This is a genomic window from Streptomyces sp. NPDC051133 (assembly GCF_040682635.1).
GTDB lineage: Bacteria > Actinomycetota > Actinomycetes > Streptomycetales > Streptomycetaceae > Streptomyces.
On the sequence record NZ_JBFBBK010000054.1, the window covers coordinates 21,487 to 47,796 of the forward strand.

Sequence of the window (26,310 nt, forward strand, 5' to 3'; positions counted from 1 at the left end):
TCGATCAGCTCCGGGTGCGGGTGGCGACCGCGTCGATGACGGCGGTGATCCGGGCGGTGCGGATGTCGGCGGTGGCCGATTCGGTGATCAGGTGCAGCATCTGGGCCTGCTCATGGGCGGGCAGCACCGACCAGTCCAGCTCGGCGCGCTCCAGCGCGGCGGCCAGGTCGTCGGGCACCCCGTGGGCGGCCCGCTCCCGGATGGGCTGCAGGGCGAGCGGAATGCCTGGTCCGTCGGGCGCGATCGTCGCGGTGGTCTCGGCGGGGACGGAGATGGCGGCCTGGCCGTGCACGGAGACGGCGACGGCGGTGCGGCCGCGGCCGTCGGGGAACGTGACGCGCAGCCGTTTGCCGCGCAGGCCGGCCGGTCCAGCGCAGGGCAGCAACAGCATGCTGCGGGTGCCCGCGCCGAGCGGGCGGGCGAGAACATGCAGAGTCTCGACGCCTGCCGGCAGCGGGAGCAGGGATCGGTGGTCACGGGTCGGGGCCGTGGAGACAGGCAGCGGGGGCTGGGTGACGGCGATGATGCCACCCTCTCCCCCGCTGGCGCGGCGGGCGGCCTTGCTCGCGAACAGCAGGCGATCGGTGGTGGCCAGCAGACTGTCGGTGAAGTGGTGCTTCCAGCCGCCCGGGCCGCGCTCGGCGGGGAGGTGCTCGGAGGATGCGACGGTCAGGGCGAAGGACACCCGGACCGGCAGTTCGTCGGCGAGCCGGTCGCGCAACTCGGCGACGGCCCGGTGGAAGGCGGCCGCGTCATCCAGCGCCGCCGCGATGATGACTTCGTCCCCGCCGAAGGTGGCAGCGCAGCCGTGCTCCCAGGGCTGGGTGTGGAACCAGGTCCGGGTGACGGCACCGAGGCGTGCCATCACCCGGTTCCCGGCGAGGTGCCCGTAACAGGTCGGGTCGGTGGCGTTGGCCCGTTCGACGTGGTCCTTGAGGCCGTCGACATCGCCGATCGCGAGCCCGACCAGCGCGCCGTCGGTCAGGGCGGCGGCGAGGGCACGCGGGATGTTGCTGTGGAAGTCGGGGAAGGTGACCAGCCCCGTGAGCGGATCTTCGCGGCTGCCGGCGCACCAGTTGCGTAACGGCAGCTGCGCGGGGTCGAACAGCGGAACCGAGTGGGCCAGAGCGTCGGTAACGGAAGCTTTCGGGCAGGGGGTGCCTGGAGTGTCCATCAGCGGGCCTCCGAGTTCCTGGTCGCAACCGGGGTGGGTACGGCAGACAGCAGCAGGGGCAGAGTGGTGAGGGAGTGGAGGCAGACCGTGTCCGACGGCACGGCGATGTCCGCGCGGGTGCGGTTGAGCCAGGCGGTGTGCCAGCCGGCCGCGGTGGCGCCGTCGACGTCCGCGCGCAGCGAATTCCCGACGTGCAGGAGTTCGTGCGGGCTGAGCCCGGAGGCGGACTCGACGGCGGCGAAGGCCGCGCGTTCCGGTTTCACCGCGCCCGTCTCGGCGGAGTAGATCACCTGCGTCAGGTCCCGGAACGCCGCGGGGGCGTGCTCGGGGATGGAGGAGCCGAGGCTGTTGGTCATGGCGAACAGGGCCAGGCCCTGCTCACGGAGCGCGGCCAGGGTGGGCCGGACGTCGTCGTACACGTCGGGCTCTGACGCCCGATGGCGGGCTCGCTCCAGGACGGACGTGAGGCTGCCGACCAGGTCGGGTCGCTGGAAGTCGGCGGCCACTTCCCCGGCGAGGTCCGCGGGGCTGATCCGGCGGCGTTTGGCTTTCTGCTCCATCAGCGTGCGGGCCTCGGCCAGGGAGATACCGAGGAGTTCGGCGACCTGTCCGGTGGTCGGCTGGGCTTCCGGCCGGACCAGAGTGCCGCCCAGGTCGAAGGAAACCGCGCGGACGCCGGCCCAAGAGGGGCGGGAGCGGCGGGGCTGGCCGGTCATGGGCCGGTCACCTCCACCGCCGATGCCCCGGCGGGCAGCTTCAGGGGTTCGGCGAATCCAAGTGCAGTGCGTACCGGCAGCAGGCCGCTGTCCACCTGGAGAGGAGTGGAGTAGATCTCCTGGCGCAGCGGTTCCACGGTCAGGTGCCACTCGATGGCGGGGATCTTGTCGCGGCAGCACGTCCCGGCCAAGGCCAGCGCTGCGGGCAGCCGGTCGCCGTGGGGGAAAGTCGCCATGCCCAAGTCGGCGGCGAGTTCGGTGGTCTGCAGCGATCGGGCCAGTCCGCCGGACCATCCCGGATCGACCTGCCAGACGTCCACCGCGTCGCCAGCCAGCAGCCGGATCTGCTCGGCCTCGTCGACCGCGTGCTCCCCCGCCGCAAGCGCGACCCCTGCCCTGGCCGACCGCAGCCGATGCCAGGCCCAGGTGCCGGCCGGCACGAGTTCCTCGACGAAGGTGACCTCCAGGTCGGCGAGGACGGGCAGCAGCCCGATCGCCTCATCCACCCGGCAGCGGCCCAGGGCGTCGACCATGAACCGGCCGTCGCCCGCCGCCTCCCGCAGAGGCCGGAGCGTCTTCGCGACCGCCTTCGGCCCGGCCAGGATGAGCTGCTTGGGCAGAGGCCACTTCTGACCCCAGAACCCGGCCTGAGTGATCCAGGCCGCTGCTTCCGGGGCCGCCGGGTGCGCGGGGTCGAGACCGAGGGCCGTGGCGTACGCCGGGACGGTGGTACGGATGGTGCCGCCCAGCAGAGCGGTCACGCTCACTCCTGCGACGCGAGAGGCCAGGTCCCAGCAGGCCAGTTCGATCGCGGACGCGGCCTGCCGGGCGTGCGGGCCGCCGTGGTGCCGCCCGGTCTTCCTGCGGTAGGCGAGACGGCGCGGAGCGGTGGCGTCGTGCCCGATCAGCCCATGGGCGAGGTTGTCGGCGATGATCTGAGCGACCGGTTCGGAGACCGGGGCCTGCCAGCCGGAGACACCGTCGCCAACGAGTTCGACGGCGAAGCGGGTGCGGTGTTCCGCCCATGCCGGGCCTGCCGGCGGCTCGCCCGCCGCCGCGGCGATCGGTTCGGGCAGGCCCTGCGGGAGTCCGGCCGGCTGCGGCGCCAGCTGCCAGGTGCGGACCGCACGGATCACGCTGGCCGTCGGTCCGGCGCCCGGTAAGGGCGTGGGGAGGGTGAGGGCTGTCATCAGATCTTCGCCCCCGTCAGCTCCTCGCCGGCGAAGGTGAAGCACCACGGGCTGCGGTAGTTCTGCCACCACTGCGGGCGCAGGCCGGTCGGGTCGAACAGCTCCTCCATGTGGCGGCGCATCGTCAGATGCCACTCGATCGTGTCGGAGCCGGGGGTGCGGTAGATGTCCATGAAGGCGTTGTGGGCCTGGTAGGTCTGGACGCGGGGGAAGGTCGTCGTGACGTCGACGAAGTTCCGCAGGTGGGCGACGGCGTCCTCGATCGGGTCCAGGCCGACGATGTAGGTGAAGTCGGTGGTGATGCCCCGCCGCTTGGCCCTGCCGAGGGCGGCGACCATCTCCTCGGGCGTGAGCTTGGCCTTGGACTCCTTGAGGATCTGCCGTCGTTCGGTGAAGCACTCGGCGGTCAGCGTCAGGTGGAAGGGGCCCAGGCTGACGGCCGCGTCCATGCCTTCATCGGAGGTCAGCACCGAGGACAGGAAGTGCAGAGTGCCGGTGCAGTCGTTCGCGCCCATCGCCGCACGGACCTCGGCGAGGTGCTCCAGCGCGAGGTGCTCGTGGAGGAAGCACCCGGTGCAGATGGTGACGGTCTCCACGGTCGCGAGGTCGGACAGTCCGGAGTTCGCGGCGAGGGCGCTGAGGTAGCCGGCCATGTCCAGGGCCTTGATCTGCGGGTCGGAGGCACCTTCGAGGGTGTTGGGGCAGAACACGCAGCCGGTGCACTGGGAGCGTGCGTTGGAGTTGAGGGTCAGCATCTTGGTGCCGTTGCGCCAGTAGCCGAGGACCGCGTCGTCGTCTTCGATGCCGTCGACCTCGCCGACCTTCTCGCCACCCAGCCGCAGCTCGTGTTCGTCGAGCTCGAAGGGCGAGTCGGTGCGGCCGAGCGAGAGGATCAGGTAGAGGGGGGTGTCGGGGCGGGAGTCCAGGCGCAGTTGGAAGCGCATGCGGGGCTTGGCCAGCGGGGACCGGGCGCCGGACGCGTTGAGCGCGATCAGCAGCACGTCCTCGGGGTTGATGTTCCATTCGCGGGCCACCTGGTCGAGGTGGCGGACCGACGTGAGCATGGGCAATGCCCCTTTCGGGTGGAGGGAGTTGTCGTACCGGCAGCGGGTGATGCTGCTGGTGCGGAGATCAGGCGGGGGCCAGGGGCAGGCGGATGCTGATCTGCTTGCCGCCGGTTGCGGAGTCCGGGACAACCGCGGCGTTGCCGCCCGCCTCGTAGACGAGGGCGTTGACCAGGTGCAGGCCGCGGCCGCCGAAGTCGTGCGCGGCCATCAGCGGCTTGGGCTTGAAGGGGTGAGCATCCGCGACGGTCAGCACCAGGTCGCCCGTCTCGTCGACGGCGAGGGTGACGGTGGCGGTCGGTGACACGACGGAGGCGTGCCGTACGACGTTCGTGACCAGTTCTGTGATGATCAGGCACGAGGTGTCCACCAGCTCTTGGGGTAGATCCCAGTCGGTGAGCACCTTGGCGGTCTCGTGGCGTGCCAGCGGGACGTGCCCGGGCGTGGAGATCACCGGGAAGTCGTGACGCACCGGAGTGCTGGTCATCGCGTGCCTCACCCTCTCTGGGCGGGACCTACCCGGCCCATCACTGAAGGTAAGTGCGTTGACACACAGGGGTGTTCACGACGGTGAACCCACGTACTCGGGCCTCATGTCGGGCCGTATGTCCTGGTCAGCAGTCCCCAAGGGCCACCTGCATGGAGACGTCCGAGCGTGCTGTCGCGTGCGGATCGGGTGCGGACCGGGTGCGCCCTCGATCAGTTCGGCAGGCCGATGCGGTGGGCGAGGCCTCGCAGGTCCCGTGCGACGTGCACGGGCAGCGGCCGGTCGGTGAGGTACTCGACCGTGCTCCTCACCGGTGCGCTGGCGTGGATGCGCTGGGGGGCGATCTGCTCGGCGGTCAGCAGGGAAGAGACCGCGTCGGCTTCCCGGCCGCGCAGGTGCGCCAGGGAGCGGGCCAGGTCGGCGTGGTACGCGGCCTGTCGGCCGGGGGCGTCTTCCAGGACCTCGGGGTGTACCGCGCCCCCGGCGGTGACGGCCTCGCCGTGCAGGCCGAGGTCGGTGTTCAGGCTCACCTCGTGGATGCCGACGTTGGTGGGGCCGAAGTTCAGGTGCCAGGCCCGCGTCTCGCCCGTGCGGCCGGCGAGGTCGGCGGCCTCGGCGAGGTGGCCACGGATCTCTTCTGCCCGGGCGTTGCCGGCCCGGTGCCGGTCCTGGGTGAGGGAGGTAGCGGAGATCAGGTGGAGTTCGCCGAGCAGCGCGTGCGCATCAGGGCCGTGCAGATGTGCTTCCAGCGTGTTGGCGGCGGAGGTGGCCTGGGCGAGGGCCTGGGTGGGACTCCCGGCGGACATCAGCACGTGCGTGTGGAAGAAGCCGGACAGGGCGGAGTAGACCGGGTCGTCCAGCTCTGTGATCGCCTCGGCTGCTCGGGTGACGGCGATGAACGCCAGGTCGGTGTAGCCCAGGTTCTTCAGCAGCAGGGTGCAGGCCGGGTGGTAGGCGTCCGCCAGCAGTTTCAGCAGCTCGCTTCGGGCCGGACCTTCGGCGTCCTCCACAGCGGCGTGGAGGCTGGCCAGCAGGGAGGGCAGGCCAGCGGCGAGGGTGCCGTATTCGGCTGCGTGGTAGAGGCGGTTGGCCATCGCGACGCGTTCGGCCAGTACGTTCGTAGGAACCTGGGGCGGGCGGAGGTCTGGCGGGGTGGCCATGGTGATCCCCATCAGCGCCAGGCGCAGCGCCGGGATCGCCTCGTGGGCTGCGCTCGCGTGCGGGTCCACCGGTGCGAAGGGCTGGCCGGTCAGCTCGGACGGGGCGATCTGCAGGGCGTCGGCGAGAGCGGTGATCAAGCTGGAGCGGTCTAACAGCCTCTGCCCGTTCTCCACCATCGACAGGTAGCCAGTCGACACGCCAGCAGTGCCCGCGAGCGTGCGCAGGCTCATCCCCCGCTGTCGGCGGGCCGAACGAAGGCGCTCACCGATCTTCCGGGCCTGCTCTTCGTTCATGGTCCCCCGCCCAACTCCATGTCTCAGCCGTAGCCTAGGGCGGCCCGCCCGCTCACCTAGGTGGTTCCCGTCAAGACGGGCGGCGTCACCGCAGCCCGGCGCGCTCGGCCAGATTCCCCACTGCCGCGGCCTGGTAGGTGCCGGTGGTTCGTACGGCGAGCGTGGCGACCAGGTCCCGGGCCAGAGGGTCAAGTCGCAACCGAAAGGGTGCCGCGCTATCGGCCTCGAGAAGCCGGGCCACGGCCTGCTCGGTATGGTCCTGCCGAGCCTCCGCGGCTGCGGCAACCACCAGCAGACTCGACCGAGAGGCGCCCTCGAGTAGTCGTTGGTCCACCGCGCGGACATGGTCGACTGCTGCTTCGGGATCGCCGCATTCGATGGCAACGGCGGCACGGGCGGCGTCCATGGTGGCCCGGTCCCCCGCGCTCTCGGCTTGAGCGGCTGCCGTGTCCAGGAGCCGTTCGGCGTACCGCCGACGCCCGGCCATGGCCTGGGCCAGCGCGGTCAGGGGGACCAACTCCTGACCTGCCCCGGCGTCTTGGGCGCGCTCGGCGCGAGCCAGAGCGTACTCGGGCAGGCCGAGGTCGATCAGCAGGTGCACCTCCTCGACCAGTACCGGGAGAGGTTCCCCGATGCCGGGCCGGGCCCGGTGGAGCAGCATCCAGGCCAGGTCCTTGTAGCCCAGCCGCCGCAGTAGCCCGGCGCCCAGCACGTGGGCCTGTACCCGTAGCCGGTTCGCCTCCTCGGCTTCGGGCCGTGCCGCCGCGGCGACCGCGAGGTCGGCCGCGTCGATCAACTCGGGCAGTACGAGGGCGAGACGGTACTCGTCGCCTGCGGTGTCGGCCGTTACGGCATTCCGGACCAGCGCCGTCAGATCGTCGACCCGGCGGCCAGCAGAAGTTCCCAGGTCCCACTGCAGAACGCGGCGCCGCAGGTGAAAGGCGACGGCTCGTACGGCCGCATGTTCAGCTCCGCGCGGCGCATAGGGCTGCCCGGTCAGATCTGAGACGTCCAGCCGCAGCGCTCCGGCCAGGACTGCCAGCCGGCCGCGGCGGTCCACCCAATCAGCGCCTGTCTCCAGACCGACGACATACCCGACGTCCAGACCCGCTCGGGAGGCTACGTCCTCCCGGGAAAGTCTCCGATGGGCGCGCCAGGCAGCCAGGCGCGCCCCGATCGGGCTGCCGCCGGTCGTCTCATCCCGCTCTCGCATAGCCGCATCGCTCGCATACCTACTCGTCCGGACTGTGCACGCTGCCAGGACAAGGCCCACCCGTCCCGCTCGAAGACGGGCAGAGCGCGTATGCCCATGGCACGCCACATTAGTCACACCACTGAGCAGCAAGATCATGGAGCGAGGATGCAGGTTCAGAATCCTTCTGCCCTGCTTGAGGTCGGCCTGACCTGTGCGTCGTTGCGGCGTCCCTCACCCTGACCTCGCTCACCGTCCAGGTCCCGTCCCATTTCTGGTCCGGAACCTGATGGCCTGGCAGTGGAATACTGGCGCGCCATGACACTGGCTCACACTGCCAACAGTCGGCCTGTCGTGGATGTAGACAACCCCGCGACCTGGCCCCGGGCGCTGGCAGATCTCATCTACAGCATCGCCGACGAAACCGAACTGGATGAGCCGGATCTGTACGTCGACCTGGAATTGGAGGACAGGGAGGCGCAGATCCTCGACCTCCTCCGTGGCCACCTTCTACGAGCGCAGCACGGCACCAGGCTGCTCGACCACGAGGCCGACGCGATTCGTGCTCATGGCCTGCGCCCCCTGGACGCCGCTCTGGTTGATGACCGCCTGAACCACGCCCATGAGCGGGGCTATCTCACCGACGCGGAGCGTGAGGTACTGCGCTCCCAGAGCATGGTCGCCCCGGGGAGGCAGAAGTTGGGCAATCGCGAGGGCCAGGTCTGCCTGACCCTCTCCGCCGAGGCCACCTCCCACGACGTCAACGGGGTGTGGCGGCTGCTGTCCTTCTGGGGCGGCGAGGCGATCTACTGGCAGCACTGCGACGATCACGCCGGCGTTGCTCAGAAGCTGGGTTCCCTGGGCCGGCCAGCATTGGTCACCGCCTACGTGGACCTCGCTAGTCCCGGCAGGCACCTCGTCTTCAAGTCGGTGGTGCACACCTTCGTCGGCAAGGCCATCGGCTACACCCCAGCCAACGCCGACGTCCTCTACCGCAACGCGATCCCGCCGCAGCACATCGAGTCCATCGCCTTCCCCGGCGATCCCGCCTACGACCGGCTTCCGGGACTCCCCACCGCCTGATTGATCACTCCGGCACCGGCACGGTTGGACGTCCAGCTTGTCCCCTGGACAGACAGGAGACAGCGTGACCAGGAATAGGGCCATCAGAAACGCGATCCCAAGAGGATCCCGGCGAATGCTCCGGCCAGGAGGAATGGGCCGAAGGGGATCGCCGACTTACGCCCGGCCCGGCGCGCGAGGATGAGGCCGACACCGTACAGCGCACCCAACAGGTACCCGGCGAACGTGCCGATCAGCAGGATTCCCCAGCCGTACCAGCCCAGGACGGCGCCGAGTGCCGGGGCGAGTTTCACATCGCCGAAGCCGAAGCCCCTGGGGTTGATCAGAAACAGCACGAAGTAGCACGCGCCGAGCGTGAGGGAGCCGAGAAGCGCGGTCCTCCAGCTGCCGCCGGCACCGGGCAGCAGCTCGGCCCCCCCGAGCCCGATGAGCGCGGACGCCGCGAGCGGCAGGGTCACCACGTCGGGAAGACGGTGCACCGCGAAGTCGACGGTCGCAAGCAGCGCGGCGATCGGTGCGAGCAGCAGCCACACCAGCAGCTCGGGACGGGCCCCGGTGGCGGCCGCCAGTAGGGCGCAGACCACGATCATCACCAGGGCGATGATGGGCGTTCGCGGCCCGAACGTGTCCCCGTCCGCGCAGCGGGCCCGCCCCAGCCACCCATCCCCGATCCCGGCGAGGGGATGTCCTGCCGGGCAGGCCGTTCGCCACGGCTCCTCCGGCATCACAGAGAGCCGGTACGCGGCGCGCGGTATGAGCAGGCCCACGCCTGCACCCCACAGGACGGCCATGGCGATGATCCAGAACGTTTCCACCGCACGGAGCCTAAGCTCCGCCACGTGCGCGCGTGGGGCTGCCCGGCCTCGCTTGGGGCAGCAGGGAGCCCGATACGTAAATGCCGGGCACTGTGCCGAGTCCAGGCCTCAGAATCGGCGCAGCACACGAACCACCAGGAAGGCGCCGCACGATGGACGAACTGCGTTTCGACGCGCCCGTCGGGACCATGGCCATCGGCCACCGGGACAACAGCCTGATGCTCCTCAAGGAGCTCGGGGCACACAGCCTGCGCCTGCAACTGGAGGTGAAAATTCCGGCGGCCGTCGAGGCCGGGCGCGTGCTGATTCTGGACACCGTCTTGTGGGCGCCGTCCGACAACGGACAGCGGGGCATGCTCGGCACCGCCACGGCCACCGTTGCCTTCCGCCCCGACTCCGTCGAGCGCCCGGAGCTGCGCTTCATGCTCACCAGCGCGCAGGTGCGGGCCCTGGACGAACACCGCTCTGGCGACCTGCGCCTGGAGATCGAGGTCCGCGCCACCCTGTCCCAGGCGACCTCGTACCCGGGTGCCTCGGCGACGCTGTACATCTCAGTGGCCGAGAGCCGCTGGCGCCAGCAGATGGAGGGCCTCGGTCCGTCCCTCGCCGTCGAGATGTCCGTGCCCTTCCCCGCGGACGACGAAGGGCGCCAGGAAGCCGTCGGCTACCTGCGGGAGGCCCAGCGCCGACTGCGGGACGACGACATCGACGGCGCCATGCTCGAAGCACGCCGCACGCTGGAGTACATCAAGGTCAACAGCGGCTGGTCCTGGCCCGGCAGCAAGCCGGCCCGCGAGCGCACCCCGGAGGAACGCTGGGCCTGGATCCGGGCCGCGCTCGAGGACCAGGCGAGCGGCGCGCTCCACAAGGACGCCGTCACCAAGACGTTCACGTACAGCCGCGCCGAGGCGGAGACGATGATCGCGATGGCGGCCGCGCTGCTGCGCCTGCTTGCCTGACCCCGCCCCACCCGGGCCCGGGCCTCTTGGAGAACGGTCTCCTGGGGCTCACGGTCGTCAGCGGTGATAGAGAGGGCGCGAGCGGGGTGTTGTCAGTGCCGAGGGCGATGATGCCCGCATGGCGATCACGATGCAGAATTTTGCGCTCACCTGGACCGACCCGGACGGCACCCCGCGCTCCTCCGCCGTCGCCTATGACAAGCCGAGCGCCGGCAGACGCAAGCAAGGACTCGAGGACGCTGGTTGCCGCGACGTGCAGATCGTGGAGACCAAGCCGGGTCAGCTGCCCGAAGCGGTGGCATGACTCCTGCCCCCGGGCGGAGATCTCAATGTCTCTCCTGGACCGAGCCTGGGTTCAGGCTCGCTCGGTCCACTCCTTGAGCCTGTCGGCGAGGGCCCGTATGTCCACGTCCCCGGCCGTCACCTGCTCGGCCAGGTCGGCCGCCTCCTTGGCGGTGAACCGTGCCGTCCTGCCGCTGGCGTGCAGGTAGCCGGCCGCGACGGTGATGCCGAACAGGGCGTTGCTGTGCTCCAGCGCCGGGACGCGGCACAGCGAGTGGAACAGCGCGGCGGCGCGGTGGTGGGGCTGGTCGTAGATAAGGTCGTCCATCACGCGGAAGCAGTGCCGGGCGCGGGCGGCCTCCAGGGCTCCCCAGTCCGTCACGTCCGGGTCGCCGAGCTGGGTGCGGGCAAGCTCCAGCAGCCACGGAAGATCAATGGTCAGGTCCACTGCGGCAGGTCCGCCCTCACGCAGCGGTAGCGCTGGGCCCGGGCTGCGGGCCGAACCGGCTGGCGAACTCCTCGCGCATTCCCGGCGTGGCCAGGAACTCGGCGCAGCCCTGAAGGAACCGCGCCTTGTTCAGGCCGTCGGCCAGGACGCGGCTGGCGTACACATCCGGATCCTCGTGCCGCTGATGCGCCTCGCGCTTCAGCTGCTCGTACTGCTCGTCATCGATCTCGATGCGGATTTCCCTGGCCATGCCCCCACGGTAGCCGGACCCGGTCGCTGACGGGGAGGGATGAGCGGAGTGCTCTCCCATGAGGAATGAGTCCGCGACGGCGGCCGCGGCGGTCCCGGCAACCGTCTCGTCTGCCGACCGCGGCCGGATGCGGGAAGCGCAGCCCGATCCCACCGCAGCGGGCGGGTGTGCTATAAGCCGGCGGACAGTCGTGCTACGGCTTTCCGCCCCCTCATTCAGCCGTCAACGCAAGGCGAGCGACTTGCACTTGAGGTGACGTCTACTGTCGGGAGCCCCAGTAGTATGAATCCCGCCTCACCAGACCCTCTCTTGAACTCCGTGTTGGGGGACGCGAGTTCACAGACCACCGGGACCCGGACCGCGGGTGCCGGACGGAGGGAAAGGTGAGGTGGTGGTGCGATGTCCGACCTGGACAAGCACGGCAGGAAGAAGTGGACCGGCCCTGAGAAGTGGCAGGTCATCCTGTCCGCGCTGAGCTTCGGGGTGGCGGCCATCGCCCTGGTGGGACAGTTCGCTCAGTACTTCTGAGTGCCCACCCGAGGACCCGGTCGGACCGGCAGCTGCATGCAGCGAGCCCGGTCGGCATCTACTCGACCGGGCTCGTCAACTGCGTGAAGGCCTAGTTCTGGTTCCCGCCGGAGCTAGGCCCTTCGTGCTTTACACCCCTTCCGGGGCGAGACTTCATCGAGCTCTAGTTACTTCTAGTCTGCTCGACTTAGCTCGTACGACAATCTCTCACGTCATCGGATTCGATGCCAACATTCGCGATCGTTGTCGGAGTACCTTCTCGCTACGTCCTCCGTACGTTCTCACTGCAGTCTCGCAACACTCTGGCTTCGCGTGGAAGCCATCTCTGTGAGCCGTTGGGTGTTCTCCGGTGTCCGCCGATCTTGTCGTCGAGGGTGTTCCTTGCCCTGAGATCCGTCTCGAGTAAGCACGTCCGCGATTACTTCGACGTTCGCCGACGCCGTATCGGTCACGCCGAAGGAGATCTGGGACGTCTGGATGCCGTGTCCGTACCCCGCCGACTTCACGACTCGGCTCAAGACTTCCGCGCGATCACCGTTGAGAACGGGAGAAGCGGCCACTGACATCAGTCGCTCCGCAAGTCCGCTCGGTACGCGTCGCCCCTCGGATGAGACTGAGGGGCCGCTCAGCGATCAGGGGTGAGGTACCTAGTCACGCGGTTGACCGCGCTGCTGGAACTCGTGTAGGTCCCGGCTGCTCATGGGCGCAGGGTCAGGCCATGATCCCCGGCTGGCGTCGGCTGCGGAAGTGTCCTGGGTGGCAAAGACCTCGGTGAGCAGCGGGATGCGGTCGCGGGCTTCGCTGAGGGCCTTGAGGAACGGGTTACCGGCGGCCGCCTCGGCGCGGGCATCCTCGCTCGGCTCGAAGGGCGGCACCTGGGGTCCGGTCTGGTCCACGCGAGGGACGGTACCAGCGGGCCCGGCCCCTGCTGGCCGCGTTCGGGCAAGAAGAAAGGGGCAGCGGCCGCTAGACGGCGGGTGCCCCTTTAAGTCTGGAAGGATCGTACCACGTGATCGTCGCCTCGCGCGTGGTACAAGATCCCCTCGGCTAAGGTGCTGCGATGGCCTCCGCTCCCGCGTCTGATCCCTACGCCCGGCACGTCCTGGCTCGCATGTCGGATTTCTTCACCGATGAAGGCACGCCGTGGGCGCGCCGCCTGTGGGACATAGGTTCGGTGCTGGCCCTCGAGGAACTGTTGGAGGCCGGCTACTGGCAGGCCCATGGGGTGCTCTCGCAGTCCGCGTGCGACTGGCAGCGCATCCAGCTCAACGCTCTGATCGGCCCCGATCGGGGCCTCGGAGACCGGGACCTGCGCAGGGAACTCACCGGTCTGCTGAAGAACGCGCTGCCGGATCCCAGTCCTGAGCGCCGCCGCCTCAAGGAGATCATCGGGCGCGTCCGGGGCGGATATCTGGAGCGGTGGGCGGCGGCGGTCAAGGTCCCGGTTGAGGATCGTGTCAAACCGGAGCGGTTCTCCCGCACGGTGGCCTCTCACCTTCTCGACCTGGGCTACAGCGCCAGTCACCTCAAGGCCTGGGCGAAAGATCTCTACGATGCGCGCGCCACGACGGCGGATATAGCGGACAGCGCCGCCGCGCTCGCGCGGACGCCGGCCCGCGCGTACGAGGTGCTGGTGGCGCTGGAGAAGGTGCCGCGGCGGGATCTCGCCGAGCCGCTGGAGCATTGGTACGACAAGGGAAAGGTCGTCGCCTGGCTGCGCGAGCATGGCCACGACACCGCGGGCGTCCGTCCCGGAGGCGGCTTCGTCTACCGGTTCACGGCGCTGGACGCCTTCAGCGCGGCCGAGCAGGCCCGGCAGATGGTGGAGCGGATGACCGCTCGCTCTCTCTTCTTGCGCAAGGACCGTGGAGGGGTGGAGCCCCTCCCCTATATCTGGGTCGCCGGACACCCGCGGGCTATTCCGCTCGATCCCCCGGCGCGGGGCGCCGACGTCCTGACGCTGGTCAACGAGGGGCACCTCTACCAGGTCGCCGGAACCCGCAGCCGGATCGACGACGCCCTGGAGCTCGCGGCCGCGGTCAACCGCGGCCCGATGGCCCCGGCCGTCGCCGGTGCCTGGGCTGCCGTCGAGTCTCTGCTGACGCACCCGGACGACCCCAAGGGGGAGAACGAGCGGTCTGGGAAAGCCGTGGCGGCTGACCGCATGGCGGCCATCATCGCCTGCTCGTGGCCCCGGGCCGAGCTCACTGCCCTCGCGCACCGGCACAAGCCCCGTTCCCAGGACGATCTCGGCCGGAGTATCGCGGCCTGCAGCACGAACCAGGAGCGTGCCCGTCTGGTCGCGGACGCGTTGCTGACGGGCGGCGCCTCCGCTCTGGACTTCACCCGGGCTGCCACGAAGTACAGCGACCGGCCCGCGGCCCAGCGCATGGCCGACCTGGTCCACGACCCCCGCCCGGTGCTGGGCGACGTCACTGGCGCCTTCCGTATCGCGCTGCGGCGCCTGTACCGCACCAGGAACATCATCCTGCACGGCGGCGCTACCCAGGGCGTTGCTCTGGAGGCCTCGCTGCGTACCGCTGCACCGCTGGTCGGTGCGGGCCTGGACCGCATCGTGCACGCCGCGTATGCCGAAGACCTCGTCCCGCTCGACCTCGCGGCCCGCGCCGAGGTCGCCCTCCAGCTCGTCAACGGAGAGACGGGGCTGTCGGTCGTCGACCTCCTGGAACCCGTCTGACGGCAGGGCAGGCACGCGCGCAGCGACGTGCCCGCTTCGAGTGAGTGCCCCGCCGTACGGCACCACGAAGCACCTGCGCGGCTCTACGATGCGCGGATGGCTTCCTACGCGAAGGATCCGCGCTGCATCGCCATGGCCGAGGCCGTGGTTCCGTTGCTGCGCCGTGCCTGTCCCGAGGGTGCCGGCGGCTACGGCGGCTCGTACCAGGTCAATCTGGACGACGAGGAGGCCGTCGGCCTGGGCGGGGTGGAGCTGATCAGGGCCGCGATGCGTAAAGCGGCCCGGCAGCTCGGCTGGAAGGTCGAGTCGATCGGGTGGATCGGCACCCGCTTTGGCACGATGATCGCCATTCAGGACAAGCGGGGGGGTCCCCGAGGCGTATCGGGCTGTGGTCGACGCGGCGATGTACGAGCGGATGAGCGCCGCGGTGGCCAGGGTGTCGGCCGAGTCGGGCGAGGTTCCTGTCCAGCGCGGCTCGGTCGCCCTGATGACGCAGGAGTTCCGCGCGGCCGTCGCCACGGCGAACGCCTGACCCGCCCGTGGTCCCGTGCTGAGACGAGCGGCCAACCCGGGCTCCCGGCCGTTGAGCGGCCGGAAGCCAGCGGCCGGGCGAGTAGTGACTGCGGCCCTGCCCAGGGCGTTCACTGGTGCCATGGCGGATTACAGCGCTAGCTCCATAAAACGGCCCCGCCGCACAAAAGTGCAGGTGGAAGCCCTGCGAGCGGCGATCTGCCAGATCGCGGAAGCAGCGCGGCCGTGCAGCGTCCGCCACGTCTACTACCTGGGCATCGGGACCCTGTGGAACAAGGACGGCGGCCACTCCCGACGGAACTACTCGGTGGTCGTCCGCGAGCTTGGACATCTGAGGGAGACCGGCCGGCTGCCCTGGGAGTGGATCACCGACGGCACTCGCATAGTCCGGCAGGAGGCCCAGTACGACTCTCTCGACGATGCCCTGGTACGCACAACGGAGAGCTACCGCCGCAACCTGTGGGCATCGCAGAGCCGCCGCGTCGAGGTCTGGTGCGAGAGCGACTCCGTTGGGGGCGTCCTTCTCCCGGTGACCTCCGCCTGGGGCGTGGGCCTCTACTCCTGCCGCGGCCAGTCCTCCAAGACATTCGTCTACGAGGCGGTGCAGCAGTACGCGCGCCAAGGCAAGCCCGTGACGGTGATCTTCTGTGGTGACTGGGACCCTACCGGCAGATGTGTGCCTCGCTCGGTGGTCGAGCGAATGCAGCGCTATGGCAACGGCGAGCTTGATCTGGAGTTCCGGCAGATCGCCATCACCGCGGCTGACGTCCGCTCCGGCCGCCTGGCCACACATGATGTCAACACCCGCGACGTCAACTTCGCCCGGTTCCGCGAGGAGTGCCTGCGTGAAGGCATCGACCCGCACACTGCGGTCGAGGTTGAAGCCCTCAGCCCCGATCATCTGAGGCAGCGGCTCGAAGCGGCGATCGAGGGACTCGTCGACGACGTCCGGCAGTGGAACATCCAGTTCAGGACCGAAGACGCCGAGCGGGAGTTGCTGCGCTCCCTGCAAGGAGTGATGAAGAAGATCGTCCGGCGAACTACGGGCGAGTCAGCAGCAGAAGCTGCCGAAGACAAGTAGCCCGTGCACGCCTGTTACAGGACACTCAACAGGATTGCCCACGACGACGACCAGCGCCGCGCCCTGCCCGAATTCGTGCAGCAGTGGGGCGCGGCGGGTGAGCGAGGCGGGACGTCGTCCTAGCTAGTACTGCACTGGGGCCTGGGCGGCTTGGGCGAAGTGCATGACGACGGCCTTGGCTCCGGCGGCAACCTCATCGATCAGGGCGTTGCTGCGCGGGTGCGTCGGGTGCTTCATCGCCCAGAGCATGGAGAACTGGATGATCTGGTCGACGTCGCTCGGGCGCAGCAGGATCGCCTGGCCGGTGTGCAGCGGCTCGGGGGACTTGTGCTGCCACAAACGGTAGAAGCGGCCGTCCTCGTCGTTGAAGCCCAGGTGTCGGTCGCCGTGGGGGTTGATCAGGCTGGTGGTGAAAGGAAGGTCCTTCGAGCCCGGCTGCCAGGGCTGTTCCTGCTGGCTCAACGTGTCCTCCGTTGCCGTGCGGTGATCACAACAGACCCGAGTGTGGCAGTGCTGGCCGGAGGCAGGCAGACCTTCCGGCCACTTCGCCTGCACCATAAGGGTGTTGGGAACGCCCGGAGCCCCGCACAGGCGGGGCTCCGGTGGATGATGGTGTGGTGTCCGGGGCTGTTAACGGCAGTCCCGGGCACACCTACTTCTTGGTGCTCCCGGTCATCGTGTCCGTGCTGGTCCCCCGGAGTGCGAGGACCGTACGGCGGGGCATCCTGGCGCGGACGGCGATCTCGCCTTCGTTGCGGCCCCAGCCGATCGCCGCGGTGACGAGCGTCAGGCGTTCGGCGCGCATGGGCTCCAGGGCCTCCTCCGCGAGGGCCGGTTCGTCCTCTGCCCAGGCGATGTCCGCGCCGACCACGGCCAGGCGGTCCCAGCCTCGGTTGCGCAGCTGCTCCCGGTGAGCGGCGGCGGCCTCCCATACTCCCAGCAGGCGCCACCCCTGTCGTGCGGCGTTCTCCTCCTCGCGGTCGGCCCAGCGGTCGAGTTCGGCCTCGGTGGAGGTGGACGTGATGTCACCGACGGCCAGGCGGCCGTGCTCGGCGTCCCAGTCCTGGAACTCCTTGAGCGGACGGGGGTCACCGGCCATGAGGACGCTCCGATACCAGGCCCGGACGCCCAGGACGTCATGGCCCTTGCCGCTCCCGTCGCGGTACGGGACGCCGAAGGCCTCGTTGACCTCGGGGTGCCAGTGCTCGTTGCTCCCGAGGTACCGGGTGATCGACTCGCAGTCCTTGGCGAGTTCGTTCAGCGGCCGGCGCAGCAGGTTCGGCCGGTAGACCTGCGGGAAGCGGGCCACGATCGTGCTGTAGTCGACCAGGTCGGCGTCCGCCTCGGGCCCGGCGGCCTTCCGGTGCCGCTTGCACAGGCGCGTGATGTTGCGGCCGGCCCGGCCGGAGTCGGCGGACCAGTCGAGGTCGCCGCCGGAGTCGAACAGGCTGTCCAGCAGGGCCTGCGCAGTCGGCGTCAGCTCCTGCAGCAGCGCGTTGGCGGCGTCGACGTCGAGGTACGGGAGCTCCTCCACCCCGGAGTCGATGGTCCAGGACAGCATCTCGGGCACCGGCTCGAACCACTGGTGCGGTCCGACGCCCGAGAAGAACGTTCCGGGGTGCCACCGCTTGTACGTCTCGCGCGGCACGTCGCTGATCGTCTTCCAGGCCGGGTTCCACGGCTCCCACTGCTCCGGGATCTCGTGGAAGCGCAGCTCACCGGTGCGGGTGTCCAGCAGCACCTGCTGGTAGTGCCCCGGGCGCCGGCCGTCAAGCGGCTGGGCCGTGATCACTTCGGTCACCGGTAAGGCGTGGACTCGCGGTGCCGCGTAGCGGGCCACCGTGACCTCCGGCACCTTCATGCCCTCGTGCGTCATCTGGTCGTCCTCTCTGTCTCTTTGCGATGGGGTTGGTCGGTTGCGAGCGTGGGCCGGGTCAGTCCGTGCGGAGCATCCCGCCGGCCTTCAGCTCCTTCTTGTGGCGGTCGATCAGGCGGCGCACGCCGTCGTGGACGCCGGCCATGGAACTGCTGCGGTACACCTCGGCGGAGTACTCGATCACCCAGTTCGTGGAGTCGACGCCAGCTTCGGCGGCGGCCTCCTGGATGAGGGCGGAGGTGACGCAGACGCCGGCGAGGTGCTCATCGGCCAGTGCGGCCATGCGCTCGGCGTGGTTGTCCCAGTTCACCGCCGCTTCCCAGGCGGCGTCGTGGGCACGGGACAGCTTCAAGGTCTGCGACTTCCACCGGTTGTCCGGCGTGGTGTCGAACGCTGCGAACGTCTCCTCCATGGCGGCCTTGGCCGTCACGTAGGCGTTCCACAGCGGCGTCGCTTCCTTGGCGAGGGGGCGCAGCGCGGTCTTGAAGCGCGCGATCTGCCACTTCCTGTGAGCCTCGCGGTACTCGTCCGTCAGCTCCTGGGCGAGCTCGGGACCGAGGGTCGTGCGGTGGACGGCGTAGATGTTGTCGCCGCTCTCCGGTTCCGGCTCCTCGCCGGTGAACGGCCTGAAGACGAACTTCCGGTAGGAGCCTTCGCGGTCCACCCGCACCAGGTGCGAGTGGTGATGGCCGGCGAGCGGGTCGGTGGTCGTGGTGGTCACGTTCGTGTCCTCCGGAGGGGAGTTGAGGATCGTCCGGACGGTCCCCTTGGCCAGGCCGCTCGCTTCGATGATTTCGGCCTGTGACGCGCCTGCCCGGGCGGCGGCGGTGACCAGCGGGTCCCGGTCGTTCGTGAAGTCGCGCCAGGTGCGCAGCGCGGCGAGGGCCGCCTCTTTAGGGGATCGCTCTTCCATGGGTCAAAAATGTACTGGGCTATTTTTGACCCGCGATAGGTGCTGGGGGGCAACTGGCCGATTTACGCGGCAACTTGGCGCATCGGGGCGCAACGCGTCCGTGAACCGGCTGAGGAGCGGCCACAGCACCGTGTTGCGCCCCCACTCCGGGTCAATGAGCGTGACCTGCCACGCCGCGGCGACCTCGTGTACGGCCTGGCGGTCGCAGCCGGGCAGGATCCGCCGCACTGCGCGCGGCGACACCCAGTCCCCTATCCCGGTGTTGACGCGGGAGCCCCACACGGTGACGTCGACCGCGTCCCGCTTCCCGTTCTCGGCGATGCGGCTTCCGGGCCGGTACACCCGTACGACCAGTCCGGCCCCGGCGGCCCGCGCGTACAGGGCCCGGGCAAGCGCCGGGTCCGCGACGAACGCGGTGACGAACGCCCGCTGCCGCCAGGGCCGCCCGTGGAATGCGGCGAGTTCGCCGGGCTGGGACTGGTGGGTGAGGATCCCGACGCCGTTGGCGGCCGCGAGCACGTCTGCCAACGGCAGGGTCTCCGGATCCGGGCCGCCGCGATGGCCGTTGGGGTGGAAGAGCAGCAGTCCGCGCAGCCACTGGGCCGTCAGGACCGCCACGTCCTCGAGCGTCCTCGCGCTCTGCCAGGCGCGGACTTCGCTATGGCGCCTGCGGCCGGCGTCGCGCCACCGGGCCTGCAGCGCCTGCCCCTCCCCCGTGATTCCGAGGTAGCGGGTGGACCTGGTGCCCTCCGCCGTCCGCGCGTGGCGCGCGGCGGAGGGCACCAGGGAGATGGCCCGGCTCATGCCGCTGCCCGGATCGAGCAGACGTCGATGCTGCGGACGCCGGGGCGCAGAGCGGGTTCCTGCTCGACGTAGCCGCGCACCAGCACCTGGTCGCCGGCCTTGAGCTGACGGCCGAGGGACTGCTCGGCCGCGGTGAAGCGGCTGGCGGACACCCGGGCGTGCGCTGTCTCGCCGTCGTCGCTCTCCAGCAGCAGTCGTACGTGCCCGGCGAAGCGCCTCACCGCGGCGATCGTCACCGTGGCCTCGATGCGCTCGCCTGCCCGGATCCGCGACAGCGGCTTGAGGGAGGCGCCCAGGCTGTTGTGGTGCTCGACGAGCAGGTCGCCCGGCATCGGCGCGGGCTGGCGAGGATCCGGCAGGATCCTGCCGGCCCGGTAGGCCTCGGCCAGGTGGTCCAGGTGCTGGGGTCGGTAGCCGTCTGGCAGGTAGATGAGGGCGCAGGCACGGTCGAGGCGCCGGTAGAGGTCGCCCAGCTCGTCATCCGCGTCCCACATGGCTTGCCACTGCTCGCGGGTCAACTCGTTGCCGGGGATGTGCCGCAGGGGTTCGCTGGCCCGCTTGACCTCCAGGTAGCGGCGGATCGTCGCGACGACCTCGGCACGGCTGAGGAACTCGGTCGCGAACTGGCGGGCGTGATGCTCGTCGTACCAGGCCGGCAGGCAGTAGTCCGGGCTGGCGGCACGCCGGGTGTGCGCGAGGATCAAGGGCGTCACCGCGGTGGTGGGACGGGCCGTGGCCGGAGATGTAGTGGTGGTCGGGGTGGTCATCGCAATCGCCTCGCAGAAGCCTGGGGTCCGCCCCGGCCGGGTGGCCGGGGCGAAGGGGTTCGTGCTCGGAAGTGCTGACGGAGCTGGTGAGTTCAGTCCGGGGGTGGGCGGACGCGTGACGCGTCAGCCGGTCGTCCAATGGAGGTCGGAGACGGCCATGACGTCCTTGGCGCACAGGTCCCGCAGGTCGGCGGTGGACAGGCCGCGGCGCTGTGCTCCCTCCCAGACCAGTTGGGGCGAGACCGCGCCGACCAGGTGCTGCAGGGTGTTCGCGCAGAAGAGCGCCATCAGTCTGGCGTCGTCGGCGTGGCGGGCGCCGGCCTTCCTGGCGGCCGCGAGGGCCTTCGCGTACGGGCCGTCGGCCACGGGACCGGCGGGTGTGTCGCTCACGGCGGCGGGCTGGTCGGCGGGGGCGGCGTCCGGCTCGTACCAGCGGTACATCCCGCCGCGCGCCGCACGGAAGGTGGCCTCCGTTCGGACCTCGCGCACCCACTCGGTGCCGGCGGACGGCGAGCGCTGCGCGGTGCTGGGGATGCCGTAAACGGGGACCGAGCCCTCGTGGGACTTGTAGTTCCCGGAGTCACGCTCCGCTTCGAGCTCTTCGGCGGTCTGGGACGGCTTCTCGCCGTGGCGGCCACGAGGGCCTCCGTTGACGATGTCACCGGCCGGGTTGACGAGGTGCCAGGCCGATTCCACGGCGGCGAGGCGCGAGACGCGGGCGCTGATGTCGAGGCTGCCGTCGGCGTTGCGGTAGACGGCGACCTTGCGCCGGATGGTGGCGTCGGAGCCGTCACCGAACATCATCTCGATGAGGCTCAGAGCCCACCCTTCCAGGCGGGTGACGAGGCCAGGGCCGTTGTAGACGAAGATCAGGTCTCCGGGAGCGAGGGGGTTGGCCGGGGCTGACTGTTCAGTGCCGGCCGTTCCGTTCGTGCTCATGCGATCCCCTTTGAGGGAGGCGAATTGAGTTGGTGTGGTGCCCTGCGGAACAAGTTGCCGCTTGATCCGCAAAATCAATTATACGCTCATGCTGGCTGGCGTCAAGCCCCTCCCCCGGCCTGGCGCCCGCCTCGGGCAGCACCGCAAAAGGGCAGGCGGAACCACGGAGCACCCTGGGATCATTGAGCCGTGGTTGCACAACTGCCGCCTGCGGGACGCGATGACATGACCCGCATCACCGAACTCGCCTCCGAGACCGACGCACCGGTCAAGCGCCAGCACCTCATCTCCCAGGTGCTGCTCGCCCAGTTCGCCACGCCCATCCGGCACACTGCCGGCCTCCACGTCCAGCCGCACGACCTGCGCAATCCGCAGCGCCCGTGCAAGGCCCGCACCCCGCGCGGGGTCGGCTGGATCGAGGACTTCGTCCCGTACGCCTCCGCTTCCATCGAGCACGTGTGGAAGCAGGTCGAGCAGCACCTGCCCGAGGTCTTCGCCTCGGTTGCCGCGGGCACGGCCCTGGACAAGCCCCACACGGTCGACCTGCTGCGGGACGTGATCGCCCTGCACTGGGTGCGCTCGCAGCACTACCGCGACCTGCACCAAGTCATCTTCCGTGCCTTCTACCAGGAACGCTTCCGCCGGTTCCTCGACGAGGACCAGGTCGTGCTGCAGTTGGCCGCGTGGAAGAAGACCGGCCTGCTCGTCACCGGCCGCGAGGGCCTGGCCCTGCACGCCGAACGCGTCCTGGCGCCCATGGCCGACGCGTACGAGAGCGGCGCGCTGTTCCGGGTCCGTATCGAGGCCTCGTTCGCGAAGGCCCGCAGTCTTCTGGCCGGCCACGCCGTGCAGATCCTGCGCCCGGAGCAGGGCGAGTTCCTCATCGGCGACACCCCGGCCCTGACGATGCGCCGCGACGGCCCGATGGTCTCGTACAACATGGCCATCGGCGACGCGCACTCGGTCCTGCTGCCGATCAGCCCCGGGTATGTGCTGTCCATCGGCCCGAACCCGGCGTACCTGTCGGCGTCCCGCGCCGAGGTCGACGAGCTGAACACGCTGCAGATCTGCGCTGCACGCCGTTACGTCTACACCCGCCCGGGCAGCACCCTGTTGCGGCCGTTCATCATCCGGCAGGTCCGCAAGCACCGTCTGCCGAGCGAGCCGCTCTCCCGGACGGCGTGAGCCGAGCTGGGGGTGCCGCCGGCCGGCGGCACCCCCAGCGGAGCGGCCGGCGCCAAGTAGGCCACGGGCTTTCACCGTTGGGCGTACCGGGCGAGGCGTACGACGTCGCACTAGCAGGCGCCACCGTGGGCCACCGCATGGAGCTCCTGGATGGTCCAGCCGCACGTCTTCTCGGGTGCGCCGGTACTGCTGTACGACTGCGTGGTGCCGTTGCTGGGACCACTGTAGGGACCGGAGAGGGAGTCGAAGCCCCACCCCTTGACGTGGATCTCGTTGCCGCGCGGGCCGGTCCGGGTGGTGATGGTGCCGATCTGGAGCATCCGCAACCGGCCTGCCTGCCGGGCCCGTTCGAGGTCCGTGGCCGCGGCCTGCTGCTGGGCATTCTCGGCGCGGCGGTCCTGCCGGGACTTCTGGTCGGCGCGACGGCGCTCTTCGGCGAGGCGGGCATCGACGGGGCCGCGGCAGGTCGCGTACGAGTGGCCGGTGACCGTGTGTCCGGAGGCGCTGGAGCACCAGGAGCAGGTCTCCGGGGGCTTGGGCTTGAGCGCGACGAGCGATTCGGTGAGGTAGTAGCTGAGTCCGACGTAGAGCACGGCGCCGAGCAGCATCCACAGGTACCAGGGCATGGTGCCCCCCTCGGCCTCCCCAGGGAGGCAAGCGAGTTGGTGCGGAGCAAGTTGCCGCTTGCTCCTTGAAATCCATTCTGCGCTGATCGGGAGGGTGTCACTAGAGTCGGAGTGGCGCCCGAAGCCACTTCCGATGGCTTCGGGCGCCGTCCGTTGCGTCGCGCGGTATCAGACGCGGGTGGGTGCGATGTAGTGCCGGACGGCGACCATGAGGCATCCGGCGGCGGCGAATCCGGTCAGGACACCGCCGACCCGTGCGCCGGCGGCGCCGGAGCCGGTCAGGTGCATGGCGTTGGCCAGTTCGAGGGAGCCGGCGAAGGCCCCGGCGCACAGCGCCATGCAGCCCAGGAAGAGCAGGGCGAGGCGGGCTCCGAGAGGGAGCCAGTCGGGGCCTTTGGAGGGGCCGAGGCGGGTGTTGACGTGGGCGATGTGGTCGGCGAGGGCCTGGTCCCGGCGCCTGCCGGGTGGGGCGGCATCCGGCCGCAGGAGCAGTCGGCACGGTACTGGGCCTCACCGGCGGCGATGGATGCGTCCTCGTCGATGACGATCTTCGGCAGGTGCCGTCCGTCGTCGATGGCGAACCGGTCAAGCACGGGGTCCTCCTTGTCGGTTGTGGGTGATGGCTCGCTGTGCGGGCCGGCGGTCACGGCAGTCGTACGGGCAGCCGCCGCAAGCCGGCGTTCCCGCGTCAGCCGGTCTTCTCCGGGGGCAGTGCCAGGTCGAGGTACGCGGTGAGGCTAGCGCTGTCGAGCTTGCCGTCCATCGACAGGGACCGCAGCAGCGTGTCGGCGACGGCGTCGCGAGGGATGTCAAGACGGCTCTGGGCCTCGCGGACGATGTCGCCGATGGCGTACTGGCCGTAGTCGGGGTGGTGGCGGATCAGCCAGTCCAGGGTCTTGGCGACGGGGGTGGTCAGGGCGTAGAAGTGCGTGCGGTCATCGCCTTCGTCGCTGTCCCAGCCGTGCTGCTCAGTCAGTTCGTCGAGGACGGCGTGACGGATGGTGGCGGCCAGGTGGTCGGTGGGGATGATGTCGTCCAGGCGGGTGGCGACGTGCAGGGCGAGTTCGTCGGAGACCTCCCGCACGTCCGGCTCGTTGCGGTGGCGCAGCACCCAGCGCTTACGGGTCTGCGGGCGGCCCCACAGTACGGCCTGGAACCTGGCGGTGAGGCGTTCGCGCAGGTCGCTCACGCCGGCGGGAAGGGCGTCGGGGTCGGGCCCGGCCACCGCGGCCGCGACGTTCTCCCGGCTGCGCTGGGTGACCCAGTCCTGGGCGACCGGGCGGGACCAGGCACTGCGTCCGCTGACCGTGGCCTGGGGCAGGGGAACGTTGCCTTCGCCGCGGGAGGCGTACGAGCGCAGGGTGGAAGCGGCGATGCCGGCCAGGCCCGCGAACTCGGTGACGCCCAGCAGCTGGTCGGCGGCGAGTTCGGGAGCGGAGAGCTGGACCACGCACTGGCTGAGAGGGAAGTCGCCGTCGCGGTTCGCGCGGCGCTTCGCCCACAGGGCGAGGTGGTCGCTCCATCGTCCGGCGAGCGGTGCGTCCGGGTCGAAGGAGGTGACCTTGAGAAGGCGGCCGGCGTCCGGGGCGGCGGTGTCGTCCAGGAGCTGGTCGGCGGTGACGGCGATCGCGGCCGGGACCGGGGAACGGACGAAGTCCTCATCCGCCGCGTCCCAGATCTGGCCCGGCCGGAACCAGGTGGCGCCGTTCCACCAGTAGCCGCCCGCCCGGAACAGCAGCGGGCCGCCGTGCCATGCGGCGTGCAGTTCGTTGGCGTCCTCGTCGCGCACGAGGAGGACCGTCCGGCCGTGGTCGGGGTGGTAGCGCACGCACCAGGCGAACTCGTTGCGCTGGGGGTCGGTGGTGTAGGCGCGCCATCCGCCGGCGGTGCGTTCGAGGTCGTAGCGGCCCCACATGCCCTCGCCGCGCTTGCGGCCGACGGCTTCGAGCTCGCGGGGGTCGTCGAGGGGGATGTGGGAGTCGTCGACGAACGGGAGGTCGGGGACGGGGTGGTCGGTTCGCAGGCCGTTGGCCAGGGGGCGCAGCTTGTACACGAGGTGTGTTGTGTCCTTTCCCGCTGCAGCGCTGTAGATATCTACAGCGTACCGCTTTCATGTCTACAGCTAAACCAAGTAGGCGGCATTGGCGGGAAGTTGCCGCACCGCTCCGGACGCCACGGCGCGGGGAAGAAGGCTGTGCAGAGGCACCGCACCGCTGGTCTGCGACCTGTCGGCCAGCGGCCCGTTCCTCTTTCCCGGCGCTGTGCTCTCTGGCCAAAAACGCGCAGCCCGCCTCCGTCCAACCGGACTCCCCTGGCGGGCCTTCCGCCCCAGCCGATCAGCTATCCGTGCGGCCAGCGGCCGCATCGCCCCCGGTGAGAGGTGGGTAGCAACATCAGCGCCCCGCAGAATTCGCGGGCACCGCTGCACACGTCCTGGAGGAGGCCCAGGTGGCCAAGCGGAAGAAGAAACCCCTCGCCCAGCAGAAGCCGTTCCGTGTCCGCTCGGCCCGCTTCTCGGACGAGGACGTCATGATGCGCATACTCGCCCTCGCCGATCCCGACGACCCCGCACCCTTCGAGAGCTCGCGCACCGTCCTCTTACGAGGCCCCCAGGGCCCCCTCTCCCACGGCCGCGCCCTTCTCCTGGTCGCTCAGCACCAGGACGGTGCCGTCGCCGGCGCGCTGACCGCCGCGCCGCCGGACTGGATCGTCAACCATCCGGGCGTCACCGGCGAGCACAACCAAGCCGCCCTGATCAACCGGCTCGGCACCGTTCATGGAATCGCCGTTGACGAGCCCTACCGCGGACAGGGCATCGCCCGAGCCCTCATCGCCGAAGCCGAGCGCTACCTCTCCCGGCAGGGCTACGGGCTCATCACTCTGGACCACAGGCCGGATCTGACCGAGTTCTACGCCCGCCTCGGATACGCCCACGGCGCCCAGCTCGTCATCCACACTCCCGGGCCGCTGATCGCCCAGCCCGCCCACACCGGCATGATCCATTCCTTCAAGCCGCTGGAAGGCAACGTCCGGCTGCGCATGATCCCCGGCTATCCCGAACCGATGGTCTCCGGCCTGGTCTCCCGTACCCACATTCCGGAAGGCACACAATTCCTGCCCGGCCGCGGCCTGTTCGTTCCCCGCGGTGCATAGCCCACAGCCAGCCTCTGCTCCAAGTACTTGCAGGTCCGACCGCGGACCATGACGCCCGCGTTGCGTCAACTGGGTGATTCCTGCTCCGTCGAACG

General features: G+C 70.0%; 29 protein-coding genes. 9 read left to right on the forward strand and 20 right to left on the reverse strand.

From position 1 onward, the window contains the following. Positions 1 to 4: 4 nt before the first annotated feature. From AB0N17_RS36960 to AB0N17_RS36990, 7 genes are all read right to left on the reverse strand, one after another. Positions 5 to 1,174 carry a hypothetical protein gene (locus AB0N17_RS36960; protein ID WP_366016022.1) on the reverse strand — a complete coding sequence of 390 codons (1,170 nt, stop codon included), beginning with the start codon at positions 1,172 to 1,174 and terminating at the stop codon, positions 5 to 7. Beyond that, entirely contained in the window at positions 1,174 to 1,890 is a 717-nt protein-coding gene (locus tag AB0N17_RS36965; RefSeq protein WP_366016023.1) for an HAD family hydrolase, read from the reverse strand. The genes AB0N17_RS36960 and AB0N17_RS36965 overlap by 1 nt, the downstream gene beginning before the upstream one ends. Further along, entirely contained in the window at positions 1,887 to 3,026 is a 1,140-nt protein-coding gene (locus tag AB0N17_RS36970) for an enolase C-terminal domain-like protein (RefSeq protein ID WP_366016024.1), read from the reverse strand. Before AB0N17_RS36970 ends, AB0N17_RS36965 begins: the two co-directional genes overlap by 4 nt. Positions 3,027 to 3,079: 53 nt before the next feature. Continuing rightward, the gene (locus AB0N17_RS36975) at positions 3,080 to 4,144 is read right to left on the reverse strand and encodes a radical SAM protein (protein WP_366016025.1); all 1,065 of its coding nucleotides are present in this window, start codon (positions 4,142 to 4,144) and stop codon (positions 3,080 to 3,082) included. A gap of 67 nt (positions 4,145 to 4,211) precedes the next feature. Further along, the gene (locus AB0N17_RS36980) at positions 4,212 to 4,631 is read right to left on the reverse strand and encodes an ATP-binding protein (RefSeq protein ID WP_366016026.1); all 420 of its coding nucleotides are present in this window, start codon (positions 4,629 to 4,631) and stop codon (positions 4,212 to 4,214) included. 212 nt (positions 4,632 to 4,843) lie between these two features. Next, entirely contained in the window at positions 4,844 to 6,085 is a 1,242-nt protein-coding gene (locus AB0N17_RS36985; protein WP_366016027.1) for a helix-turn-helix domain-containing protein, read from the reverse strand. Positions 6,086 to 6,170: 85 nt separating this feature from the next. Beyond that, positions 6,171 to 7,298 (reverse strand): helix-turn-helix transcriptional regulator, encoded by a 1,128-nt coding sequence (locus AB0N17_RS36990; RefSeq protein WP_366016028.1) that lies wholly within the window; start codon positions 7,296 to 7,298, stop codon positions 6,171 to 6,173. Between the two features lie 333 nt (positions 7,299 to 7,631). Here AB0N17_RS36990 and AB0N17_RS36995 point away from each other — a divergent pair, with 333 nt between their 5' ends. Continuing rightward, positions 7,632 to 8,360, forward strand: a complete 729-nt coding sequence (locus AB0N17_RS36995; protein ID WP_366016029.1) for a hypothetical protein — start codon at positions 7,632 to 7,634, stop codon at positions 8,358 to 8,360. A gap of 83 nt (positions 8,361 to 8,443) precedes the next feature. On the opposite strand, the gene AB0N17_RS37000 is transcribed toward AB0N17_RS36995, so the two are convergent. After that, the gene (locus tag AB0N17_RS37000) at positions 8,444 to 9,151 is read right to left on the reverse strand and encodes an A24 family peptidase (RefSeq protein WP_366016059.1); all 708 of its coding nucleotides are present in this window, start codon (positions 9,149 to 9,151) and stop codon (positions 8,444 to 8,446) included. Between the two features lie 176 nt (positions 9,152 to 9,327). Between AB0N17_RS37000 and AB0N17_RS37005 the strand changes: the two genes are divergently transcribed. Both AB0N17_RS37005 and AB0N17_RS37010 read left to right on the forward strand, forming a co-directional pair. Then, the gene (locus AB0N17_RS37005) at positions 9,328 to 10,134 is read left to right on the forward strand and encodes a hypothetical protein (RefSeq protein WP_366016030.1); all 807 of its coding nucleotides are present in this window, start codon (positions 9,328 to 9,330) and stop codon (positions 10,132 to 10,134) included. Positions 10,135 to 10,252: 118 nt separating this feature from the next. Beyond that, complete coding sequence (locus tag AB0N17_RS37010) at positions 10,253 to 10,438, forward strand: hypothetical protein (RefSeq protein ID WP_366016031.1); 186 nt, start codon at positions 10,253 to 10,255, stop codon at positions 10,436 to 10,438. 51 nt (positions 10,439 to 10,489) lie between these two features. Here AB0N17_RS37010 and AB0N17_RS37015 read toward each other — a convergent pair whose 3' ends face one another. Further along, positions 10,490 to 10,864, reverse strand: a complete 375-nt coding sequence (locus AB0N17_RS37015) for a fic family toxin-antitoxin system, toxin component (protein WP_366016032.1) — start codon at positions 10,862 to 10,864, stop codon at positions 10,490 to 10,492. Between the two features lie 16 nt (positions 10,865 to 10,880). After that, positions 10,881 to 11,114, reverse strand: coding sequence for a hypothetical protein (locus AB0N17_RS37020; protein WP_366016033.1), 234 nt, complete (start codon positions 11,112 to 11,114; stop codon positions 10,881 to 10,883). A gap of 399 nt (positions 11,115 to 11,513) precedes the next feature. Here AB0N17_RS37020 and AB0N17_RS37025 point away from each other — a divergent pair, with 399 nt between their 5' ends. Beyond that, complete coding sequence (locus AB0N17_RS37025) at positions 11,514 to 11,642, forward strand: hypothetical protein (RefSeq protein WP_275297652.1); 129 nt, start codon at positions 11,514 to 11,516, stop codon at positions 11,640 to 11,642. Positions 11,643 to 12,289: 647 nt separating this feature from the next. Here AB0N17_RS37025 and AB0N17_RS37030 read toward each other — a convergent pair. Further along, positions 12,290 to 12,538, reverse strand: coding sequence for a hypothetical protein (locus tag AB0N17_RS37030; RefSeq protein ID WP_366016034.1), 249 nt, complete (start codon positions 12,536 to 12,538; stop codon positions 12,290 to 12,292). A 164-nt stretch (positions 12,539 to 12,702) separates the two neighbouring features. On the opposite strand from AB0N17_RS37030, the gene AB0N17_RS37035 reads away from it, so the two are divergent. The 3 genes from AB0N17_RS37035 to AB0N17_RS37045 all read left to right on the forward strand — a co-directional run bounded on the left by AB0N17_RS37035 (position 12,703) and on the right by AB0N17_RS37045 (position 15,952). Beyond that, on the forward strand, positions 12,703 to 14,340 hold the full coding sequence (locus AB0N17_RS37035) for an integrase (RefSeq protein WP_366016035.1): 1,638 nt from the start codon (positions 12,703 to 12,705) through the stop codon (positions 14,338 to 14,340). Between the two features lie 388 nt (positions 14,341 to 14,728). Continuing rightward, positions 14,729 to 14,872 (forward strand): hypothetical protein, encoded by a 144-nt coding sequence (locus tag AB0N17_RS37040; protein WP_366016036.1) that lies wholly within the window; start codon positions 14,729 to 14,731, stop codon positions 14,870 to 14,872. A gap of 120 nt (positions 14,873 to 14,992) precedes the next feature. Then, complete coding sequence (locus AB0N17_RS37045) at positions 14,993 to 15,952, forward strand: hypothetical protein (protein ID WP_366016037.1); 960 nt, start codon at positions 14,993 to 14,995, stop codon at positions 15,950 to 15,952. A gap of 123 nt (positions 15,953 to 16,075) precedes the next feature. On the opposite strand, the gene AB0N17_RS37050 is transcribed toward AB0N17_RS37045, so the two are convergent. From AB0N17_RS37050 to AB0N17_RS37075, 6 genes are all read right to left on the reverse strand, one after another. Further along, positions 16,076 to 16,414: a hypothetical protein gene (locus tag AB0N17_RS37050; protein ID WP_366016038.1), complete on the reverse strand. Its 339-nt coding sequence runs from the start codon at positions 16,412 to 16,414 to the stop codon at positions 16,076 to 16,078. Positions 16,415 to 16,604: 190 nt separating this feature from the next. Continuing rightward, positions 16,605 to 17,828: a hypothetical protein gene (locus tag AB0N17_RS37055; protein WP_366016039.1), complete on the reverse strand. Its 1,224-nt coding sequence runs from the start codon at positions 17,826 to 17,828 to the stop codon at positions 16,605 to 16,607. 58 nt (positions 17,829 to 17,886) lie between these two features. After that, complete coding sequence (locus tag AB0N17_RS37060; RefSeq protein WP_366016040.1) at positions 17,887 to 18,741, reverse strand: hypothetical protein; 855 nt, start codon at positions 18,739 to 18,741, stop codon at positions 17,887 to 17,889. 3 nt (positions 18,742 to 18,744) lie between these two features. Further along, positions 18,745 to 19,545, reverse strand: a complete 801-nt coding sequence (locus AB0N17_RS37065) for a hypothetical protein (protein WP_366016041.1) — start codon at positions 19,543 to 19,545, stop codon at positions 18,745 to 18,747. Next, the gene (locus AB0N17_RS37070; RefSeq protein WP_366016042.1) at positions 19,542 to 20,312 is read right to left on the reverse strand and encodes a hypothetical protein; all 771 of its coding nucleotides are present in this window, start codon (positions 20,310 to 20,312) and stop codon (positions 19,542 to 19,544) included. Before AB0N17_RS37070 ends, AB0N17_RS37065 begins: the two co-directional genes overlap by 4 nt. Positions 20,313 to 20,435: 123 nt before the next feature. Then, positions 20,436 to 21,251: a hypothetical protein gene (locus AB0N17_RS37075; protein WP_366016043.1), complete on the reverse strand. Its 816-nt coding sequence runs from the start codon at positions 21,249 to 21,251 to the stop codon at positions 20,436 to 20,438. 225 nt (positions 21,252 to 21,476) lie between these two features. On the opposite strand from AB0N17_RS37075, the gene AB0N17_RS37080 reads away from it, so the two are divergent. Next, positions 21,477 to 22,436 carry a DUF4238 domain-containing protein gene (locus AB0N17_RS37080; protein ID WP_366016044.1) on the forward strand — a complete coding sequence of 320 codons (960 nt, stop codon included), beginning with the start codon at positions 21,477 to 21,479 and terminating at the stop codon, positions 22,434 to 22,436. A 110-nt stretch (positions 22,437 to 22,546) separates the two neighbouring features. On the opposite strand, the gene AB0N17_RS37085 is transcribed toward AB0N17_RS37080, so the two are convergent. The 3 genes from AB0N17_RS37085 to AB0N17_RS37095 form a co-directional block, all read right to left on the reverse strand. Then, positions 22,547 to 23,062: a hypothetical protein gene (locus AB0N17_RS37085; protein WP_366016045.1), complete on the reverse strand. Its 516-nt coding sequence runs from the start codon at positions 23,060 to 23,062 to the stop codon at positions 22,547 to 22,549. A gap of 168 nt (positions 23,063 to 23,230) precedes the next feature. Then, complete coding sequence (locus AB0N17_RS37090) at positions 23,231 to 23,401, reverse strand: hypothetical protein (protein WP_366016046.1); 171 nt, start codon at positions 23,399 to 23,401, stop codon at positions 23,231 to 23,233. A gap of 349 nt (positions 23,402 to 23,750) precedes the next feature. Then, positions 23,751 to 25,115: a hypothetical protein gene (locus AB0N17_RS37095; protein ID WP_366016047.1), complete on the reverse strand. Its 1,365-nt coding sequence runs from the start codon at positions 25,113 to 25,115 to the stop codon at positions 23,751 to 23,753. A gap of 395 nt (positions 25,116 to 25,510) precedes the next feature. Between AB0N17_RS37095 and AB0N17_RS37100 the strand changes: the two genes are divergently transcribed. Then, positions 25,511 to 26,215 carry a GNAT family N-acetyltransferase gene (locus AB0N17_RS37100; RefSeq protein ID WP_366016048.1) on the forward strand — a complete coding sequence of 235 codons (705 nt, stop codon included), beginning with the start codon at positions 25,511 to 25,513 and terminating at the stop codon, positions 26,213 to 26,215. Positions 26,216 to 26,310 lie beyond the last annotated feature (95 nt).

Coding starts and splice junctions, on each gene's coding strand:
- AB0N17_RS36960 (WP_366016022.1), bottom strand. CDS start 1,174: ATGGACACTCCAGGCACCCCCTGCCCGAAAGCTTCCGTTACCGACGCT.
- AB0N17_RS37005 (WP_366016030.1), top strand. CDS start 9,328: ATGGACGAACTGCGTTTCGACGCGCCCGTCGGGACCATGGCCATCGGC.
- AB0N17_RS37065 (WP_366016041.1), bottom strand. CDS start 19,545: ATGAGCCGGGCCATCTCCCTGGTGCCCTCCGCCGCGCGCCACGCGCGG.
- AB0N17_RS37035 (WP_366016035.1), top strand. CDS start 12,703: ATGGCCTCCGCTCCCGCGTCTGATCCCTACGCCCGGCACGTCCTGGCT.
- AB0N17_RS37075 (WP_366016043.1), bottom strand. CDS start 21,251: ATGAGCACGAACGGAACGGCCGGCACTGAACAGTCAGCCCCGGCCAAC.
- AB0N17_RS37055 (WP_366016039.1), bottom strand. CDS start 17,828: ATGACGCACGAGGGCATGAAGGTGCCGGAGGTCACGGTGGCCCGCTAC.
- AB0N17_RS36985 (WP_366016027.1), bottom strand. CDS start 6,085: ATGAACGAAGAGCAGGCCCGGAAGATCGGTGAGCGCCTTCGTTCGGCC.
- AB0N17_RS36990 (WP_366016028.1), bottom strand. CDS start 7,298: ATGCGAGAGCGGGATGAGACGACCGGCGGCAGCCCGATCGGGGCGCGC.
- AB0N17_RS37070 (WP_366016042.1), bottom strand. CDS start 20,312: ATGACCACCCCGACCACCACTACATCTCCGGCCACGGCCCGTCCCACC.
- AB0N17_RS37025 (WP_275297652.1), top strand. CDS start 11,514: ATGTCCGACCTGGACAAGCACGGCAGGAAGAAGTGGACCGGCCCTGAG.
- AB0N17_RS37020 (WP_366016033.1), bottom strand. CDS start 11,114: ATGGCCAGGGAAATCCGCATCGAGATCGATGACGAGCAGTACGAGCAG.
- AB0N17_RS37085 (WP_366016045.1), bottom strand. CDS start 23,062: ATGCCCTGGTACCTGTGGATGCTGCTCGGCGCCGTGCTCTACGTCGGA.
- AB0N17_RS36965 (WP_366016023.1), bottom strand. CDS start 1,890: ATGACCGGCCAGCCCCGCCGCTCCCGCCCCTCTTGGGCCGGCGTCCGC.
- AB0N17_RS37010 (WP_366016031.1), top strand. CDS start 10,253: ATGGCGATCACGATGCAGAATTTTGCGCTCACCTGGACCGACCCGGAC.
- AB0N17_RS37000 (WP_366016059.1), bottom strand. CDS start 9,151: ATGGCCGTCCTGTGGGGTGCAGGCGTGGGCCTGCTCATACCGCGCGCC.
- AB0N17_RS37045 (WP_366016037.1), top strand. CDS start 14,993: ATGGCGGATTACAGCGCTAGCTCCATAAAACGGCCCCGCCGCACAAAA.
- AB0N17_RS36980 (WP_366016026.1), bottom strand. CDS start 4,631: ATGACCAGCACTCCGGTGCGTCACGACTTCCCGGTGATCTCCACGCCC.
- AB0N17_RS37060 (WP_366016040.1), bottom strand. CDS start 18,741: ATGGAAGAGCGATCCCCTAAAGAGGCGGCCCTCGCCGCGCTGCGCACC.
- AB0N17_RS37080 (WP_366016044.1), top strand. CDS start 21,477: ATGACCCGCATCACCGAACTCGCCTCCGAGACCGACGCACCGGTCAAG.
- AB0N17_RS36975 (WP_366016025.1), bottom strand. CDS start 4,144: ATGCTCACGTCGGTCCGCCACCTCGACCAGGTGGCCCGCGAATGGAAC.
- AB0N17_RS37090 (WP_366016046.1), bottom strand. CDS start 23,401: ATGGCGCTGTGCGCCGGGGCCTTCGCCGGCTCCCTCGAACTGGCCAAC.